Below are 15,787 nucleotides of genomic sequence, written 5' to 3'. Positions count from 1 at the left end.
ACTGGTCCCCACAAATGATCAAGGGCCGGTTGCGGAAACCTCCGCAACCGGCCCTCACCTCCGACTGTCTCCAGTCGGGACGACAGGATTTGAACCTGCGACCCCTTGACCCCCAGTCAAGTGCGCTACCAAGCTGCGCCACGTCCCGGCCGCGATCCCCACGGGTGTTCCGTGTGATCGCGCAGGTAACCCTACCTCACGCACACGGCCGGACCGGACTCGCCGGACGTCAGCCCCGGGTGGTGACGGTCTCGCGGACCTCCGTGGCCGCCATGACGACTCGGCGCGCCGACCGCCGTGCCGGAACGAGCAGGGCGGCCAGTGCCGCCGCCAGGCACAGCGCCGCCAGCAGCGAGAAGCCGTGTGTGTAGCCGGACTCGTGGGGCAGACCGGAGGGCTGGAGGTGACCGGTGACCAGGACGCTGGTGACCGCCGCGCCGATGGAGCCGCCGATGGTGCGGATGTTGGCGTTCATCCCGGTCGCGGCGCCGGTCTGGTCGGCCGGGACGCTGCCCACGATCAGGTTGGCCATGGAGGCGAAGGCGAGCCCGATGCCGAGGCCGAACAGGCCCGCGACCACGGCGATCTGCCACTGCTCGTCGTGCCAGAGGGCGAGGAACCCGCAGGACACCGCGCCCAGCGCGGCACCCGTGGTGAGCAGGGCCTTGGCGCCGACGACCGGCTCGAGGCGGCCGCTCAGGACACCGGCGAGGAACATCGCCACCAGCATCGGCAGCATGAGCAGCCCGGCCGCGGTGACGCTCGCGCCGAAGCCGTACCCGGCCGACGAAGGGGTCTGCACGAAGCCCGGCAGGAAGGACCAGATCGAGTACATCCCGGCGCCGAAGAGCAGGGCCGCGGCGTTGGTGGTCCGGACGGCGGGCAGGCGCATCACCTTGAGGTCGATCAGCGGGGTGCGGGAGCGGGCCTCGGAGTACAGCCACAGCGCGAACAGCACGACGGCGGCGGCGAACAGGCCGAGCACCCGGGCCGAGCCCCAGCCCCACTCGCCGGCCTGGCTGAGCGGCAGCAGCAGCGCGACCAGCCACGCGGACAGCAGGACGGCACCGAGCCAATTGACGTTCCCCTGCGCCCTGTTGGGCGACTCGGGCACATAGCGTACGGCGATCAGGGTCGCGGCGATCACGATGGCGACCGGGATCCAGAACAGCCAGCGGTAGTCGAGCGCGCTCACGATGGGACCGGCGGCGACGATGCCGACGCCACCGCCGGCGGCGATCACGGCGGACAGGTTGCTGATGGAGCCGCTGACCTCGGACGCGGGGAACTCGTCCCGGATGATGCCGAAGGAGAGGGGGAACAGGGCGCCGCCGACGCCCTGGACGACCCGGGCGACGATCAGGACGCCGATGCTCGGGGCGAGGGCGGCGAGCAGACAGCCGACGGCCACGGTCACGAGGACGGCGACGAGCGTGCGCTTCTTGCCGATCAGGTCGCCGACGCGACCGAGGATCGGCGTGAAGATCGAGGCGGACAGCAGATACGCGGTCATCACCCAGGTCGCGGTGGACTGCGAGGTGTGCAGCGCGTGCTGGACGGTCGGCAGGGCCGGTGCGATCAGCGACTGGAGCATGGAGAACACGCCGGCGCCGGCCGCGAGGACGGCGAAGGTGAGACGGGTGGACGTGCGGGGCATGGAGAGCCTCTCCGAACGGACGGGTGCGGCCGGAGCCTCATGGGAAGCGGTCGCGGAAAGGACGATGGAAGACCTCGACTGCTAAAGTGGAGGCATGCCTCCACTCTAACGGAGGCAACCCTCCGCTTCAACCCGTTCCGGAGGTGCACCTCCGTTTCATGTCCCGGGAGGCAGTCGTGACCGCCCCGTCGCCGTTCCCCGTCAGCGAGATCGTCGCGTCCCGGCGGCCGCACCGGAAGGACGCCGCCCGCAATTACGACGCCCTGCTGGCCGCCGCCCGCGAGGCGTTCGCGGCGCACGGCGCGGAGGCCTCCCTGGAGGACATCGCGCGGCGGGCGGGCGTGGGCATCGGCACGCTGTACCGGAACTTCCCCACCCGGCGCCACCTCTTCGAGAGCGTGTACGCGGACGAGGTGAACACCCTGGTGGAGGCGGCCCAGGAGCTCGCCGACCGGGAGCCCTGGGAGGCGCTCACGGCCTGGCTCGACCGGTTCGCGGGCTACATGGTGACCAAGCGGGCGGTGCGCGAGGCGCTCAACGACGAGTCGGAGATCTTCGCCGCGTGCCGGGACTCGATGTACGCGGCGGGCGGGCCGCTGTTCGCGCGCGCCCAGGAGGCGGGCCTGGCACGGCCGGACATGGACTTCGTGGAGCTGCTGCGGATGGTCGCCGGGATCACCGCGACGACCTTCGACGACGACGCCCAGCGCGACCGGGTGCTGTCGATCGCGCTGGACGGGGTGCGGGTCAGGAAGTGACGGGCGTCTGAGAGCTCGGGGCGACCGGCCGCCTTGCGAGTGCGGGTCGCGGTGGGTCGTTCGCGCAGTTCCCCGCGCCCCCAGGTGGGTATCAGTGGGCGGCGACCAGTTCGTGCTCGGTGTCGGCGGTCGGTTGCCGGGAGCCGCGCAGGGCGGCGAGCCCGATGAAGACCATGGACGACAGGCCGGCGACGGCGAAGGCGGCGAAGCCCCGGTCGCCGTTGCCCGACGCGAGGAGCTGTCCGCCGAGCCAGGGGCCGAAGACGGCGCCGAAGCGGCCCATGCCCGAGGTCCAGCCGACGGCCGTGGCCCGGTTGTCCGCGTCGGAGCGGATGGAGACCGTGGCGTAGATCATCGTCTGGGCGCTGTTGAGGAAGACGCCGGTCAGGAAGACGACGATCATCGTGACGGTCATCGGCATGTGGACGCTGAGCAGGAAGACGCCCGCGGCGGTGAGCGCGAACCAGAGCGCGGAGATGCGCGGGGCGCCGAAGCGGTCGGCGGCCCGGCCCGCGACCAGCATGCCCACGATGCCGCCGAGGTTGAAGACGACCACGAAGGACAGCGCGGAGCCCAGTGCGTAGCCCTCGGCCCGCATGAGGGTGGGCAGCCAGGTGGCGACTCCGTAGACGAGGAGCAGACCGCCGAAGGAGGCCGCCCAGTAGAGCAGGGTCTGGATCCACTCGTTCCCGCGGAACAGGTTCGCGAGGTTGGTCCAGCGGTCACCGGCGCCGCCGGTCCTCGCGACGGGCACCTCGACGTCGTAGCGCTCGGCCAGGGCCCTGGCCTCCTCGGCGCGGCCCTTGGCGACCAGGAAGCTCAGCGACTCGGGCAGCAGCTTCGCCAGTACCGGGGCGAAGAGCAGCGGGAGCACGCAGACCCAGAACGCGGCACGCCAGCCGACCGGGTCGATGAGCCACTTGGCGACGTAGGCGGAGAGGATGCCGCCGGCGTGGTGGGCGGTCATCAGCAGGCCGATGACGAGGGCCGCACGGCCGCGCGGTGCGTAGTCGGAGACCATGCTGATCGCGGTCGGCAGCAGTCCGCCGAGGCCGACGCCCGCGAGGGTCCGGCCGAGGCCGAAGACCGTCACGCTGTCGGCCAGCGCGCACACGCCGGAGGCCAGCGAGAACAGGGTCACGCAGGAGACCATCAGCTTCTTGCGCCCGATGCGGTCGGCGATCGTGCCGGCGACGAGGGCGCCGACCAGCATGCCGAAGGTGGCGTAACTGCCGAGGTCGCCGGCCTGGTCCGGGGTGAGGCCGAAGGTCCCGGTCGCCAGCAGGTGGGGCAGCACCGAGCCGTAGATGAACATGTCGAGACCGTCGAAGAGCACGGCCAGCCAGCACAGACCGACGACCAGGAGGGCCAGCCTGCTGCCGCGGGCGGAGAGCGGGGAGGGGGAGGAGGACATCGTTGGTTACCTCTCGTACGTGGTGCGCCAGACGCTAGGGAGCCACCCCCGCGAGTGTCAACGTTTTTGTCAACAATCTCATCGACCATCAATGCGCTGGGGGTGGCTCCCGGTACCTCAGCCGACCGGCGGAGTCCCGTGCGTGTGGAACGACTCGATGGTCTTCAGACCCCAGGCCTGGCCCTTCTGCCGCTCCTCCTCGGTCCAGGTGACGAGCGGCCAGTCGGGCGCGAGCACCAGCCGGGTGAGCGGGTTGCACAGCTCGACGCGGTTGCCGCCGGGCTCGTAGACGTACAGGAAGAACGTCTGCTGGATGGCGTGCTTGTGCGGTCCCGTCTCGATGAACACCCCGGTGTCGATGGCGAGATCGGCCGCGCGCAGGACGTCCTCGCGGGTGTCTGTCGCGAAGGCGATGTGGTGCAGCCGCCCCTCGCTGCCGGTCCAGTCCGAGGTGTAGACGACGTCGTACGACTTGTTCGTGTACGTCAGCCAGCGCGCCGCGATCTTCCCGCTGTCCAGCCGGATCTGCTCGGTGGGCCGGGCGCCGAGGACGTTCTGCTGGAACTCGGCGTTGGCGAGCACGTCGGCCGCGAGGAAGTTGACGTGGTCCAACCGCCGTACGCCGACTCCCCTGTTGGGCTTGGCCTGCGGCTGGTTCTTCAACGCGGGCCTGAGCTCTTCGGGGGCCCGGTAGTGCTCGCTCTCCCAGTAGAGGGCGTGCTCGTGGCCGTCCGGGTCGGTGGTGACGTAGAGCTTGCCGAGGCCGGGTTCGTCCTCGACCCATGTGCCGGTGCCGCCCGAGTCCTCGACTGCCTTGATTCGGCGGTGCAGTGCCTCCTCGCTGGAGGTGCGCAGGGCGAGCCGGCCGAGGCCCGGCTGCTCGCGGCCGGTGAGGACCAGGCTGTGGTGCTCGTAGTCGTCGAAGGTCCGCAGGTAGACCGTGTCGCCGTCCTGGCCGTTGACGGTGAGGCCGAGGAAGTCGGTGAAGAAGGCGACGCTGGCGTCCAGGTCGGGCGTGAAGAGCTGGGTGTGGCCGATGTGGGCGATGTCGCCGAGCGGCGGAGTCATCGGTGAGCTCCTGAGGGTCGGTCGGCGGCCCGGGGGAAGACGGTGCCGTCGAAGATCTTGCGGGCGGTGCGGACCACGGCGGTGCGGCGGGCCGAGGGCGAGCCCTCGGGGGCGGCCGCCACGCTGCTTTCGATGTCCAGGAATCCGGTGGGGTGTTCTATGCGCACGCGGTCGCTTCTCGGGTCGATCGCCGCGATTCCCGTGCCCACCCCGCCCTCGATCCGCAGGCCCGCCGCCACGCTCGCCGCGCCCAGGACGCCGATGGAGGTGTGGCAGCGCACGGGGATGAAGGTGCGGGTGGTGACCGCGCCGCCGTCCCGGGGCGGGGCGAGCAGTGTGAGCTTGGGGACGGTGGCGTCGGAGACGTCACCGAGGCCCATCAGGCGACCCGCCGCCGCCCGGATGGTGCGCAGACGGTCGGCCAGGGCGACATCCTCCTCCAGGTCCCGGGGCGGCTCGTAGCCGGTGACGTCGAGGGAGGTCGCCGCGATGAGGACGGTCGGCATGCCGTTGTCCACACAGGTCACCTCGACGCCGTCGATGACGTCGACGGCGTTGCCGGTGGGGAGCAACTCCCCTCCACCCGGCGGGAACTCGAGCACCACGGGCGCCGCCGTCCCCGGTACGCCCGAGATCTCCGCGTCCCCGGCGTAGTCGACGCGGCCGCCCGGGGTCGGGAAGGTCGCCGTGGCGAGGTCGCCGGAGTTGACCATGCGGATCCGGACGGAGGTGTCCTTCTCCCCCGCCGGGACGAGTCCGCGCTCGACGGCGAACGGGCCGACGCCGGCGAGGATGTTCCCGCAGTTCTGACGATCGCTCACCTCCGCTCGTTCGACGGCGACTTGGAGGAAGAGGTAGTCGACGTCGGCCTTCGGGTCGGCGGACGGTGAGATCACGGCGACCTTGCTGGTGAGCGGGTGCGCGCCGCCCAGGCCGTCGATCTGCCGGTCGTCCGGGCTGCCCATGATCCGCAGCAGCAGGTCGTCGCGCAGGGCGGGCTCGGCGGGCAGGTCCTCGGCGAGGAAGTAGGCGCCCTTGGAGGTGCCGCCCCGCATCAGCATGCAGGGCACCTCCTCCGGCAGCGGGGTCACGATCGCTCCCCCGCGTACTCCTCGTACGATCGGTACTCGACACCGAGGTTCTTCAGCGTCTCCCGCAACCCGTAGCGGTCCAGGCCGAGTTGGCCGTCGACGAAGGCGGCACGGGTGGCGGCCTCCTTGGCCTCGCGGGCCGCGGACCTCTCCACCGTCTCGGCGGCCCGCTCACGCGGGACGACCACGACACCGTCGTCGTCGGCGAGGATCACGTCACCCGGATGGATCACCTGGCCGTCGATGGCGATCGGCACGTTGACCGAGCCGCCGGTGGCCTTGACCGTGCCCTGTGAGGAGACCGCGCGGGACCAGGCGGCGAAGCCCATCTCGCGCAGTTCCTGCGTGTCACGGATGCCGGTGTTGGTGACGACCCCGCGCACCCCGCGCTGCCGCAGAGCGGTCGCGAACAGCTCGCCGAACAGGCCGTCCGTGCACGGGGAGGTGGTGGTGACGACCAGGATGTCGCCCTCGCCGCACTGTTCGACGGCCGCGTGGATCATGAGGTTGTCGCCGGGCCAGCTCAGCACGGTGACCGCGGTGCCCGCGACCCGGACACCCTGCTGCACGGGGCGGATCGCCGGACCCAGCAGGCCCGTTCGGCCCATCGCCTCGCTGACGGTGGCCACGCCGTACCGCGCGAGCGCGTCGACGTCCTTCAGCTCCGCCTTCGGCGGGTTGGTGACGATCACGCCGCTCACGCCAGCTCCTTCGCGATCTGCGGGTAGGGACGCATGTACGCCTCGGCCAGGGTCCTGTGGGCCAGCCCCAGGTTCGGGCCCGCGTTGCGCTTGAGCTGGACGCCCCGGCGGACGGCGAGGTCGGTGTAGTAGTCCCACAGGTGCTGCTGGGCGCCGAGGCACTCCATGGCCTTGCGCTTGGTCTCCCAGACCTCGGTGATGTCGAGGAGGACCTCGGGCTTGAAGCCGCTCATCTCGGGCTGGTGGGGCTCGAAGTAGAACACCGGCGGGGCGCCGATGATGTCGCCCTCGCCCGGATACCCGATGGCCTGCGCGAGGATGCGGGCCTCCAGCGCCATGCGGTTGGCGGCCGGGTGGTCGCCGTTGTACGGGTCCTCGACCGGGTGGGTGAGCACCACGGCGGGCTGCGTGGCCCGGTAGACCTCGACCAGCTTGTCGGTCAACTCGGCGGTGGCGACCAGCGGGTAGTCGCCGGCGTCGAAGAAACGGACCTCCGCGCCGAGGGTGGCGGCGGCGCGCTCGGCCTCGTCCCGGCGCATCGCCTTGATCTCGTCGAGTTTCCTGCCCTCGCGCCAGGCCCTGGCGGACTCACCGCGCTCGCCGAAGGTCAGACACGCGATGGTGACCTTCTCGCCGCGGGCGGCGGCCAGGGCGATGGCACCACCGGCACGCCACACGAAGTCCCCGGCGTGCGCGGTGATGACAAGTGTCGAACGTGGCTCGGCGGGCGCGCCTGACTGCGTCATTGCTCGAATCTCCTTGGAGTCGACAGATGTGCGCCCGCCTCGCGCGGCTCAGTCGCGCAGCGCCTCGATCACGCTGGCGAGGTGGGCGCGGACGGCCTTCTCGGCCGCCTGCGGGTCCCTGGCCCTGATCGTCTCGATCATCGCCAGGTGCTCGTTCAGGGAGTGCTGCGGACGTCCCGGACGCAGCGCCAACTGGAAGCGGTGCCGCACCAGTTGGGCGTTGAGCCGCTCCAGCAGATCCACGGCGGTCTGCTGGCCGGAGAACTCCCGCACCTTGGTGTGCAGCTCCTGGTTGAGCTCGGAGTAGGTCACCGGCTCACCGTCGGCCACGGCCTTGGTCATCGCCGTGCCCAGTTCGGTCAGCTCGGCGAGCTGCTCGTCACTGGCCAGGGTCGCCGCCTTGGCCGCGCACAGCCCTTCCAGGACCATGCGGCACTCGGTGATGGCGACCGCCTCCTCGACGGTCACCACCCGCACCCGGGAACCCCGGTTGCGGATCCGCTCGACGAGGCCCTGGGCCTCCAGATCGATGAGCGCGGCCCTGATGCTGGCCCGTGTCACACCGAACTGCTCGGCGAGCTCGTTCTCCACCAGCCGCTGCGCCGGTGCCATCTCGCCGTGCAGGATCGCCTGCCGCAGCTGCGCGAACGCATGCTGCTTGGCCTGCTCTCCGGTGCTCGGACGGGCTTCTTTCGGCATCGTTGCCCTCCCTGAGTGAGTGCCTGTCGAACCTAAATCTAGCCAGACAAGATTGTCAACAATTTTGTCTGCGAACAGCTCGGCTCGACCTGGGCGACCGAGCGCGGGCCACCCCACCCCCGCACGTCCCCCCACACCCGCCCCCTACTTGATCACCGCGTTGGCCACCACGACCACCACCCCCAACATCGCGTCGACCACCCCGACGGCGACCGCGGTCAGCCACGGCCGGCGGGACCAGCGGGCCGTGACCAGGCCCAGGGTGAACAGGAGCGTGATGTTGAGGACGAAGGCCGGGTACTCGACGCCGTTCGCGGGCCACCAGCCCCAGCCGGCCCCCGCCAGCAGGGCGACCGTCGGCAGGACCGCGGTGACCAGGGGCCACTCGTCGGCCAGGCTCCGCAGCGCGTCCCCGCGGCGGTGCGGGGCGCGCTCGGCGATGTAGTGGGCGTAGCCGTGCGCGAGGGCGGAGGCCAGGGCGGTGACCAGCAGCCACGCGGCGTCGTAGCGGCGGCTGTCGCGGGAGGTGTGCCCGTACTGGGTGAGGGCGGCGACCATGGAGCAGGCCAGGACGGAGCCGTAGACCCCGCCGAAGAGGACGGCCTCACGGGTGTCGTGCCGGTGCGGCCGGGACGCGGCGGCCTCGGCGTCCGTCATGTCCGCCATGCCCTCCACGATCACCCGGGCCGCGAGGTGCCGCCAGTCGGCGACGAAGTGTCCTTCCACCTGCGCCGACACTCCACACACTGTCGACGGACGGGCCGGGAACGATCTCGCTAGGGTCGCCCCCATGGATCACAGCTTCGTACTGCACGTCCCCGACGCCGAGCTCGCGTCCGAACCCCTCGCCCGGGAGCAGATCGTCTCCGGGACGCCCGAGGTGACCGGGAAGGTGGTCTGGGAGTCGGCGGACGGACGTCAGATCCGGGGCATCTGGCAGATCACCCCCGGCGTCGTCACCGACACGGAGGCGGACGAGCTGTTCGTCGTCGTCAGCGGCTCGGCGACCATCGAGGTCGAGGGCGGGCCGACGCTGCACGTGGGGCCCGGCGACATGGCCGTCCTGCGCGAGGGCGACCGTACGACGTGGACGGTGCACGAGACGCTGCGGAAGGCGTACGCGATCAACCTGTGACGTGTGCCGGGACGCCGTCACTCGACGTCGGGCGGGCCCGCCGTCGTCCCCCGGATCTCCAGCGCCGGCGCGGCCAGATCCGTACGGCCTGCTCCCCCGCGCCCCTCGAACCGGTCGAGCAGACAGCGTGCGGCGCGGCGGCCGACCTCGTGGCTGGCGTTGTCGACGGTGGTGAGCCAGACGTGCCGCAGCCGGGCGATGCTGGTGTTGTCGTAGCCGACGACGGACAGGTCGCGCGGGACGGCGAGGCCCAGTTCCTCGGCGGCCGACACCGCGCCGACCGCGGCGATGTCGTTGAAGGCGAAGAGGGCCGTCGGCCGGTCGGGGCGGCTCAGCAGCCGGACCGTCGTGCGGTAGCCGCCCTCCTCGGTCGTGTCGCTCGGCTCGACGACCGCCTCCTGCGCGAGGCCGTGCGCCCGCATCGTCGCCTCGAAGCTCCGCCGGCGCAGCTCGCCGACCGCCCCGTACCCCGCGATGTGCGCGACCCGGCGGTGGCCGAGGCCGATCAGGTGCTCGGTGACCAGGCGGGCGCCGCGTTCGTCGTCGTTGGCGACCACGTCCACGCCCGGCAGCCGGGGCTCGCGCGCTCCGGCCACGACCACCGGGAGGCGCTCGGCCACCGCTTGGAGCGCGGCGGGTTCGGGCAGCGTGCCGACCACGATCAGGCCGTCCACACCGAGGTCCAGGAAGGGGCCCGCCGGGTCCTGCCCGGTACGGCGGTTGAGGCGGGCGTCGGCCAGGAGCATGCGCAGGCCGTTGTCGTGGAGCAGGGAGTTGAGGCCGTCGAGCAGGTCGACGAACCAGGGGTTGCGCAGGTCGTTCAGGAGGACGCCGACCGTGCGGGTGCGCTGCTCGCTGAGGCTGCGGGCGGCGGCGTTCGGCCGGTAGCCGAGCTCGCGCACCGCCCGCAGCACGGCCTCCCGCTTCTCCGGGCGCACCTGGTCGGATCCCCGCAGCACGAGGGAGACCAGCGACTTCGAGACACCGGCCCGGTCGGCCACATCACGGATCGTCGGCGGTCTCATGGAGATGGACCGTTCCATGGGGCGGTGCGGCTTGTCAAAGGGTTGACAGCGGGCGAATACGGCACCCAAGGTGACCGGGACAGAATATGGACCGGTCCAAAGAGGGGCTGTCAGTCATGGTGGACACGCTCGGCGTCGCCGTCGTCGGATTCGGCTGGATGGGGCGGGTGCACACCCAGGCGTACGCCCGTGTCCCGCACCACTACCCGCTGCTGCCCCTGCGTCCGGAGCTGGTGACCGTCGCCGAGGACGTGCCGGGGCGGGCCGAGGAGGCGGCCGCGCAGTTCGGGTTCGCCTCGACGACCCGTGACTGGCGCGACGTCGCGGCCGACCCGCGCGTCAAGGCGGTCAGCATCACCGCGCCCAACTTCCTGCACCGCGAGATCGGTGTGGCGATGGCCGAGGCCGGCAAGCACATCTGGATCGAGAAGCCGGTCGGCCTCACCGCCGAGGACGCCCGGGCGGTGGCCGACGCGGCGGCCGAGGCCGGTGTGCGGAGCACGGTCGGCTTCAACTACCGCAACGCGCCCGCCGTGGAGGCCGCCCGCGACCTGATCGCGGCCGGGGAGATCGGCACGGTCACCCATGTGCGCGTCCGCCTCTTCAGCGACTACGCGGCCCACCCGCTGGGCGCCCTGAGCTGGCGCTTCGAACGCGCGCGCGGCGGCAGCGGGGTGCTCGGCGACCTCGCCTCGCACGGCGCCGACCTGGCCCGCTTCCTGCTCGGTGACATCGTCTCCCTCACCGCCGACACCGCGATCTTCGTGCCGGAGCGCGCCCGCCCCACCGGCGCGACCGCCGGCCACACCCTCGCCACCGGGGAGCTCGGGCCGGTCGAGAACGAGGACTACGTCAACTGCCTGCTGCGTTTCGCCTCGGGCGCCCGGGGTGTCCTGGAGGCCTGCCGGGTCTCGGTCGGCGAGCAGAACAACTACGGCTTCGAGGTGCACGGCACGAAGGGCGCGGTGTTCTGGGACTTCCGCCGCATGGGCGAGCTGGGCGTCAGCCGCGGCACCCGCTACCAGGACCAGCCGGTCAGCACGGTGTACGTCGGCCCGCGGGACGGCGAGTTCGGCGCCTTCCAGCCGGGCGCAGCCAACGCCATGGGCTACGACGACCTGAAGGTCGTGGAGGCGTACCGGTTCCTGCGTTCGGTCGCCGAGGGCACGCCGTACGGGGCCACTCTGGAGGACGCCGTGCACAGTGCCGCCGTACTGGACGCCATGTCCCGGTCCGCGCGGAGCGGCGCGTGGGTGGACCTGTAGGAGGAGTCTCCTCCGCACGGCACGCCGGACGACTCAGTACGGCATGTTGTACGGCGTCACCACCTGTATCGCCGAAGGCGTCGTCGGCCCCGCCGGCGGCAACGCCCCGTGCGCCCGCATCACGATGTGGCACGCCTCCCGCATGTCCTGCCGCAGGTCGTGGTGGAGCACGGCCGACAGCCGGTGCTCCCGCAGCAGCCGGTCGTTGTCGTGGTCGAGGTCGTGGGCCACGAACACCGCGCACTCCCTGCCCAGGTCCTCGAAGGCCCGCAGGGTGGCGATGTTGCCGCCGCCGATCGAGTAGACCGCGCGGATCTCCGGGTCCCGCTCCAGCGCGGCCCGGACCAGGTCGTACTGCGTGGCGTCCAGGCCCTGGCCCTCGGCGATCTCCACCACCGCCCGCTCCGGGTGCCGGGTGCGCATGGCGCTGCGGAACCCCATCTCGCGCTCCTCCTCGTTGCGGAAGAACCCGCTGCTGAGGCTGGTGAGGACGTTGCCGGGGCGGTCGCCGAGCCACTGGCCCATGAGGTAGGCGGCGGTCGCTCCCGCGGCCCGGTTGTCGATGCCCACGTAGGCGAGGCGGGCCGTGGAGGGCAGATCGGTGACCAGGGTGACCACGGGGATGCCCGCCTCCGCGAGCCGGCCGACGGCGGCCGTGACCTCGGGGACGTCCGGGGCCTTCAGGATCACGCCCTGGGAGCCGCGCCGGGCTATCCGGTCGAGGGTCTTCGTCAGTTCCGCCACCGGGCCGGTCTCCCGGAAGTGGAAGCGGGAGCGCAGTACGGCGGGGTGCAGCGCGGGCAGCTCGGCCTCCAGGGCTGCGCGCACGGCCGTCGAGAAGCGTTCCGGCGTCTGCATCACTATGTCGATCATGAAAGTGCGGCCGACCAGCCGGACCTGGGTGCGCTGCCGGTCCAGGTCGGTGATCGCCTGGCGGACCTCGCGGGCGGTGTTCTCCCTGACCCCTCCCCTGCCGTTCAGGACCCGGTCGACGGTGGCCTCGCTCAGCCCCGCCTGACGTGCGATTTCCCGGATCGGATAGGGGTGGCCCACGCGACTGCTCCTTGAGGGGTTTTTGATGGCTGCCTGCTGGTTGTTCGACGGCTTTGTCATGACAAGAATGACAGCGCTGAGTCGCCCCTGTCACCGAGAGGACGCCGATGTCCTTCACCGCCGTACACCACCGCGCCTGGCTGTCCGAGCAGGACTGCGACCTCGACTCCTTCCGCGCGCTCGTCGAGCGGACGGCCGACCCCGCCGACTACCCGCACGCCTCGGCCGTGGACCGGAACGTCCTGCTGTACGACACCGAGCGCGTCCGCGGCGCCAAGGACCGCCGGGAGGTGCAGGAGGAGCTGGTGCGGGCCCTGACCGACGGCCCCGGTGTCGTGGTCTTCCGGGGAGCGTTTCCCGATCACGCGGTCGTGGACCGGTTCACCGAGGTCTTCGACTCGCTGATCCGCGAGCAGTACGCGGCGGGCACGACCGCGGGCGACCACTTCGCGAAGCCCGGCGCCAACGAGCGGGTGTGGAACGCGCTGGAGAAGGCCGCCCTCTACGACCCGGCGGCGTTCGCCGACTACTACGCCAACCCCGTCGTCGCCCTGGTGTCCGAGGCCTGGCTCGGACCCGGCTACCAGGTCACCTCGCAGGTCAACGTGGTCAACCCGGGCGGCCTCGCGCAGACCGCGCACCGCGACTACCACCTCGGTTTCCTCTCCGACGAGGTCGCCGCGGCCTATCCGGCGCACGTCCACCGGCTCTCCCCCGTGCTCACGCTCCAGGGCGCCGTCGCGCACTGCGACATGCCCGTGGAATCGGGGCCGACGCTGTACCTGCCGTTCTCACAGATGTTCGAGCCCGGGTATCTGGCGTGGCGGCGGCCGGAGTTCCAGGCGTACTTCAAGGAGCACCACGTCCAGTTGCCGCTCGCCAAGGGCGACGCCGTCTTCTTCAACCCGGCGCTGTTCCACGCGGCCGGCACCAACCGCACGACGGACGTGCGGCGCATGGCCAACCTGCTCCAGGTGTCCTCGGCCTTCGGGCGTGCCATGGAGACCGTGGACCGGGAGGCGGTGTCGAACGCCGTCTACCCGGCGCTGCTGCGCCGCAAGGCGGACGGCGCCGACGCGGAGTGGCTGGACAACGTGATCGCCGCGAGCGCCGAGGGCTACCCCTTCCCCACCAACCTCGACAGCGACCCGCCGGTCGACGGACTCGCCCCGCCCTCCCAGGCGGACCTCGTACGGCGGGCGCTCGCCGAGGGCTGGACCCCGCGGACGCTCCGGGACGAGCTGCGGGCGGCCGCCGACCGGCGCACGAGCTGAACCGGCTTCGCACTACTCGAAAGGCACCGGCACATTCATGGGACTTCTCGACGACAAGGTCGTCCTCGTCAACGGCGGCAGCCAGGGCGTCGGCGCCGCCATCGCCCGGGCCGCGGTCCGGGAGGGGGCGGTCGTGGCCGTCACCGGCCGCAGGCCGGAGCCCGGTGAGGCGCTGGTGGCGGAGCTGGAGGCGGCCGGCGGCAAGGCGCTGTTCGTCCGCGCCGACCTCGCCGACGCCGAGCAGGCCAAGGCCTCCGTCACCCGGGTCGTCGAGGCGTACGGCCGGGTCGACTGCCTGGTGAACTCCGCCGGGCTGACCTCGCGGGGCACGCTCCTGGACACCACGCCCGAGCTGTTCGACCAGCACATCGCGATCAACCTGAAGGCGCCGTTCTTCGCCATGCAGGCCGCCGTGGCGGACATGGTCGGCCGGGGGGCACCCGGCACGGTCGTCAACATCATCACGTCCTCGGCGCACGGCGGGCAGCCGTTCCTGGCGCCCTACGTGGCCGCGAAGGCCGGCCTGATCGGCCTCACCCGCAACGCGGCGCACGCGCACCGCTGGGACCGGGTGCGGATCAACGGCCTGAACATCGGCTGGACGGCGACCGAGGGCGAGGACGCCACCCAGAAGACCTTCCACGGCGCCGGTGACGACTGGCGTGAGGAGGCCGCGGCCAGGCTCCCGATGGGCAAGCTCGGCCAGCCCGACGAGATCGCCGACTTCGTGGTCCTCCTGCTGTCCGACCGGTCGGGCGTGGTCACCGGATCGGTGATCGACTGGGACCAGAACGTCCTCGGCGGCCTCGACTGACCTCCCCGTCCCCTCGCGAGAACCGCTCGCACGTACCGCTCGCACGTACCGCTTGCTAGGAGCTGCATCCCCATGCGTATCGGAATCCTCGGCCTCGGCCGCATCGGCGCCTTCCACGCCGAGACCCTCTCCGGACTCGACGCGGTCGAGTCGCTCGTCCTCACCGACCCCTTCGCGGAGGCCGCCAAGTCCGCCGCGGACCGGTTCGGCGGCGAGGTCGTGGACTCGCCGGAGGCCCTGCTGGCCTCCGGCGTGGACGGCATCGTGGTCGCGGCGGCGACCGACGCCCACCCGGGGCTGATCCTGGCCGGCGTCGAGGCCGGCATCCCCGTGTTCTGCGAGAAGCCCGTCGCCAAGCACATGAGTGACGGCGTCGAGGTCCTCAAGGCCGTCCAGGGCAGTGACGTACCGATCCAGATCGGCTACAACCGCCGCTTCGACACCGGCTTCGTGAACGCGCGGGCCGCCGTGCAGTCGGGTGAGCTGGGCAAGCTGCACACCGTGCGCTCGACCACCCTGGACCCGGCCCCGCCGCCGGCCGCGTACGTCGCCGCCTCCGGGGGCATCTTCCGGGACTGCTCGGTGCACGACTTCGACATCATCCGCTGGGTGACCGGCCGCGAGGTCGTCGAGGTGTACGCCGTCGGCGGCAACCGGGGCGCCGACTACATCAAGGAGGCGGGCGACGCCGACACCACCGGCGCCATCCTCACCCTCGACGACGGCACGATCGCGGTGGTCTCCAACTCCCGCCACAACGCCCGGGGTTACGACGTCCGCATGGAGATCCACGGCTTCCAGGACTCCATCGCGGTGGGCCTGGAGGACAAGCTCCCGCTGCGCTCGGTCGAGCCCGGTGTGACCTTCCCGGCGGGCACCCCGCACGACTTCTTCATGGACCGCTTCACGGCCGCCTACCGCGCCGAACTCACCGCGTTCACCGAGGTCGTGGCCGGCACCCGGCCCTCGCCGTGCACCATCGCGGACGCCCTGGAGGCGGGCTGGATCGCCGAGGCGTGCACGCTGTCCCTGCACGAGCACCGCCCGGTGACGATCGCCGAGGTCCGCGCCGCCTGAGTCCCCGGCC

The 15,787-nt window shown here is 71.6% G+C and carries 16 protein-coding genes and 1 tRNA gene; 6 read left to right on the top strand and 11 right to left on the bottom strand.

Features of this window, described 5'->3' with window-relative positions; translation table 11 throughout:
- Positions 1 to 74: 74 nt before the first annotated feature.
- Positions 75 to 148 (bottom strand) — tRNA-Pro (locus ABZ098_RS14930).
- 81 nt (positions 149 to 229) lie between these two features.
- Complete coding sequence (locus tag ABZ098_RS14925; RefSeq protein ID WP_356590924.1) at positions 230 to 1,657, bottom strand: MFS transporter; 1,428 nt, start codon at positions 1,655 to 1,657, stop codon at positions 230 to 232.
- 176 nt (positions 1,658 to 1,833) lie between these two features.
- Here ABZ098_RS14925 and ABZ098_RS14920 point away from each other — a divergent pair, with 176 nt between their 5' ends.
- Positions 1,834 to 2,415 (top strand): helix-turn-helix domain-containing protein, encoded by a 582-nt coding sequence (locus tag ABZ098_RS14920; protein WP_356590922.1) that lies wholly within the window; start codon positions 1,834 to 1,836, stop codon positions 2,413 to 2,415.
- 91 nt (positions 2,416 to 2,506) lie between these two features.
- On the opposite strand, the gene ABZ098_RS14915 is transcribed toward ABZ098_RS14920, so the two are convergent.
- From ABZ098_RS14915 to ABZ098_RS14885, 7 genes are all read right to left on the bottom strand, one after another.
- On the bottom strand, positions 2,507 to 3,829 hold the full coding sequence (locus ABZ098_RS14915) for an aromatic acid/H+ symport family MFS transporter (protein WP_356590920.1): 1,323 nt from the start codon (positions 3,827 to 3,829) through the stop codon (positions 2,507 to 2,509).
- A gap of 117 nt (positions 3,830 to 3,946) precedes the next feature.
- Positions 3,947 to 4,897, bottom strand: a complete 951-nt coding sequence (locus tag ABZ098_RS14910) for a catechol 2,3-dioxygenase (protein WP_356590918.1) — start codon at positions 4,895 to 4,897, stop codon at positions 3,947 to 3,949.
- Complete coding sequence (locus ABZ098_RS14905; RefSeq protein ID WP_356591428.1) at positions 4,894 to 5,958, bottom strand: 4-oxalomesaconate tautomerase; 1,065 nt, start codon at positions 5,956 to 5,958, stop codon at positions 4,894 to 4,896. The genes ABZ098_RS14910 and ABZ098_RS14905 overlap by 4 nt, the downstream gene beginning before the upstream one ends.
- Positions 5,959 to 5,984: 26 nt before the next feature.
- A complete protein-coding gene (locus ABZ098_RS14900) occupies positions 5,985 to 6,689 on the bottom strand; it encodes a 4-carboxy-4-hydroxy-2-oxoadipate aldolase/oxaloacetate decarboxylase (RefSeq protein WP_356590916.1) in 705 nt (234 codons plus the stop codon).
- Positions 6,686 to 7,435 (bottom strand): PIG-L deacetylase family protein, encoded by a 750-nt coding sequence (locus ABZ098_RS14895; protein WP_356590914.1) that lies wholly within the window; start codon positions 7,433 to 7,435, stop codon positions 6,686 to 6,688. Before ABZ098_RS14895 ends, ABZ098_RS14900 begins: the two co-directional genes overlap by 4 nt.
- Before the next feature lie 48 nt (positions 7,436 to 7,483).
- Complete coding sequence (locus ABZ098_RS14890; RefSeq protein WP_351991375.1) at positions 7,484 to 8,134, bottom strand: GntR family transcriptional regulator; 651 nt, start codon at positions 8,132 to 8,134, stop codon at positions 7,484 to 7,486.
- Between the two features lie 144 nt (positions 8,135 to 8,278).
- Positions 8,279 to 8,800 carry a hypothetical protein gene (locus tag ABZ098_RS14885; RefSeq protein ID WP_356591426.1) on the bottom strand — a complete coding sequence of 174 codons (522 nt, stop codon included), beginning with the start codon at positions 8,798 to 8,800 and terminating at the stop codon, positions 8,279 to 8,281.
- A gap of 124 nt (positions 8,801 to 8,924) precedes the next feature.
- On the opposite strand from ABZ098_RS14885, the gene ABZ098_RS14880 reads away from it, so the two are divergent.
- On the top strand, positions 8,925 to 9,269 hold the full coding sequence (locus ABZ098_RS14880; protein WP_356590912.1) for a cupin domain-containing protein: 345 nt from the start codon (positions 8,925 to 8,927) through the stop codon (positions 9,267 to 9,269).
- Between the two features lie 17 nt (positions 9,270 to 9,286).
- Here the strand turns inward: ABZ098_RS14880 and ABZ098_RS14875 are convergent, their stop codons facing one another.
- Positions 9,287 to 10,294 carry a LacI family DNA-binding transcriptional regulator gene (locus tag ABZ098_RS14875; protein WP_356590910.1) on the bottom strand — a complete coding sequence of 336 codons (1,008 nt, stop codon included), beginning with the start codon at positions 10,292 to 10,294 and terminating at the stop codon, positions 9,287 to 9,289.
- A gap of 116 nt (positions 10,295 to 10,410) precedes the next feature.
- Between ABZ098_RS14875 and ABZ098_RS14870 the strand changes: the two genes are divergently transcribed.
- The gene (locus ABZ098_RS14870) at positions 10,411 to 11,559 is read left to right on the top strand and encodes a Gfo/Idh/MocA family oxidoreductase (protein WP_356590908.1); all 1,149 of its coding nucleotides are present in this window, start codon (positions 10,411 to 10,413) and stop codon (positions 11,557 to 11,559) included.
- Positions 11,560 to 11,592: 33 nt separating this feature from the next.
- Here ABZ098_RS14870 and ABZ098_RS14865 read toward each other — a convergent pair whose 3' ends face one another.
- Positions 11,593 to 12,612 carry a LacI family DNA-binding transcriptional regulator gene (locus tag ABZ098_RS14865; protein ID WP_356591422.1) on the bottom strand — a complete coding sequence of 340 codons (1,020 nt, stop codon included), beginning with the start codon at positions 12,610 to 12,612 and terminating at the stop codon, positions 11,593 to 11,595.
- Between the two features lie 107 nt (positions 12,613 to 12,719).
- Between ABZ098_RS14865 and ABZ098_RS14860 the strand changes: the two genes are divergently transcribed.
- The 3 genes from ABZ098_RS14860 (at position 12,720) to ABZ098_RS14850 (ending at position 15,777) form a co-directional block, all read left to right on the top strand.
- On the top strand, positions 12,720 to 13,886 hold the full coding sequence (locus ABZ098_RS14860) for a phytanoyl-CoA dioxygenase family protein (RefSeq protein WP_356590906.1): 1,167 nt from the start codon (positions 12,720 to 12,722) through the stop codon (positions 13,884 to 13,886).
- 37 nt (positions 13,887 to 13,923) lie between these two features.
- A complete protein-coding gene (locus tag ABZ098_RS14855) occupies positions 13,924 to 14,700 on the top strand; it encodes an SDR family oxidoreductase (protein WP_020116692.1) in 777 nt (258 codons plus the stop codon).
- Positions 14,701 to 14,772: 72 nt separating this feature from the next.
- Positions 14,773 to 15,777 (top strand): Gfo/Idh/MocA family oxidoreductase, encoded by a 1,005-nt coding sequence (locus ABZ098_RS14850; RefSeq protein ID WP_356590904.1) that lies wholly within the window; start codon positions 14,773 to 14,775, stop codon positions 15,775 to 15,777.
- Positions 15,778 to 15,787 lie beyond the last annotated feature (10 nt).

Source organism: Streptomyces sp. NPDC006335, assembly GCF_040612795.1.
GTDB lineage: Bacteria > Actinomycetota > Actinomycetes > Streptomycetales > Streptomycetaceae > Streptomyces.
This window is presented reverse-complemented; position numbering and strand designations above follow the sequence as displayed.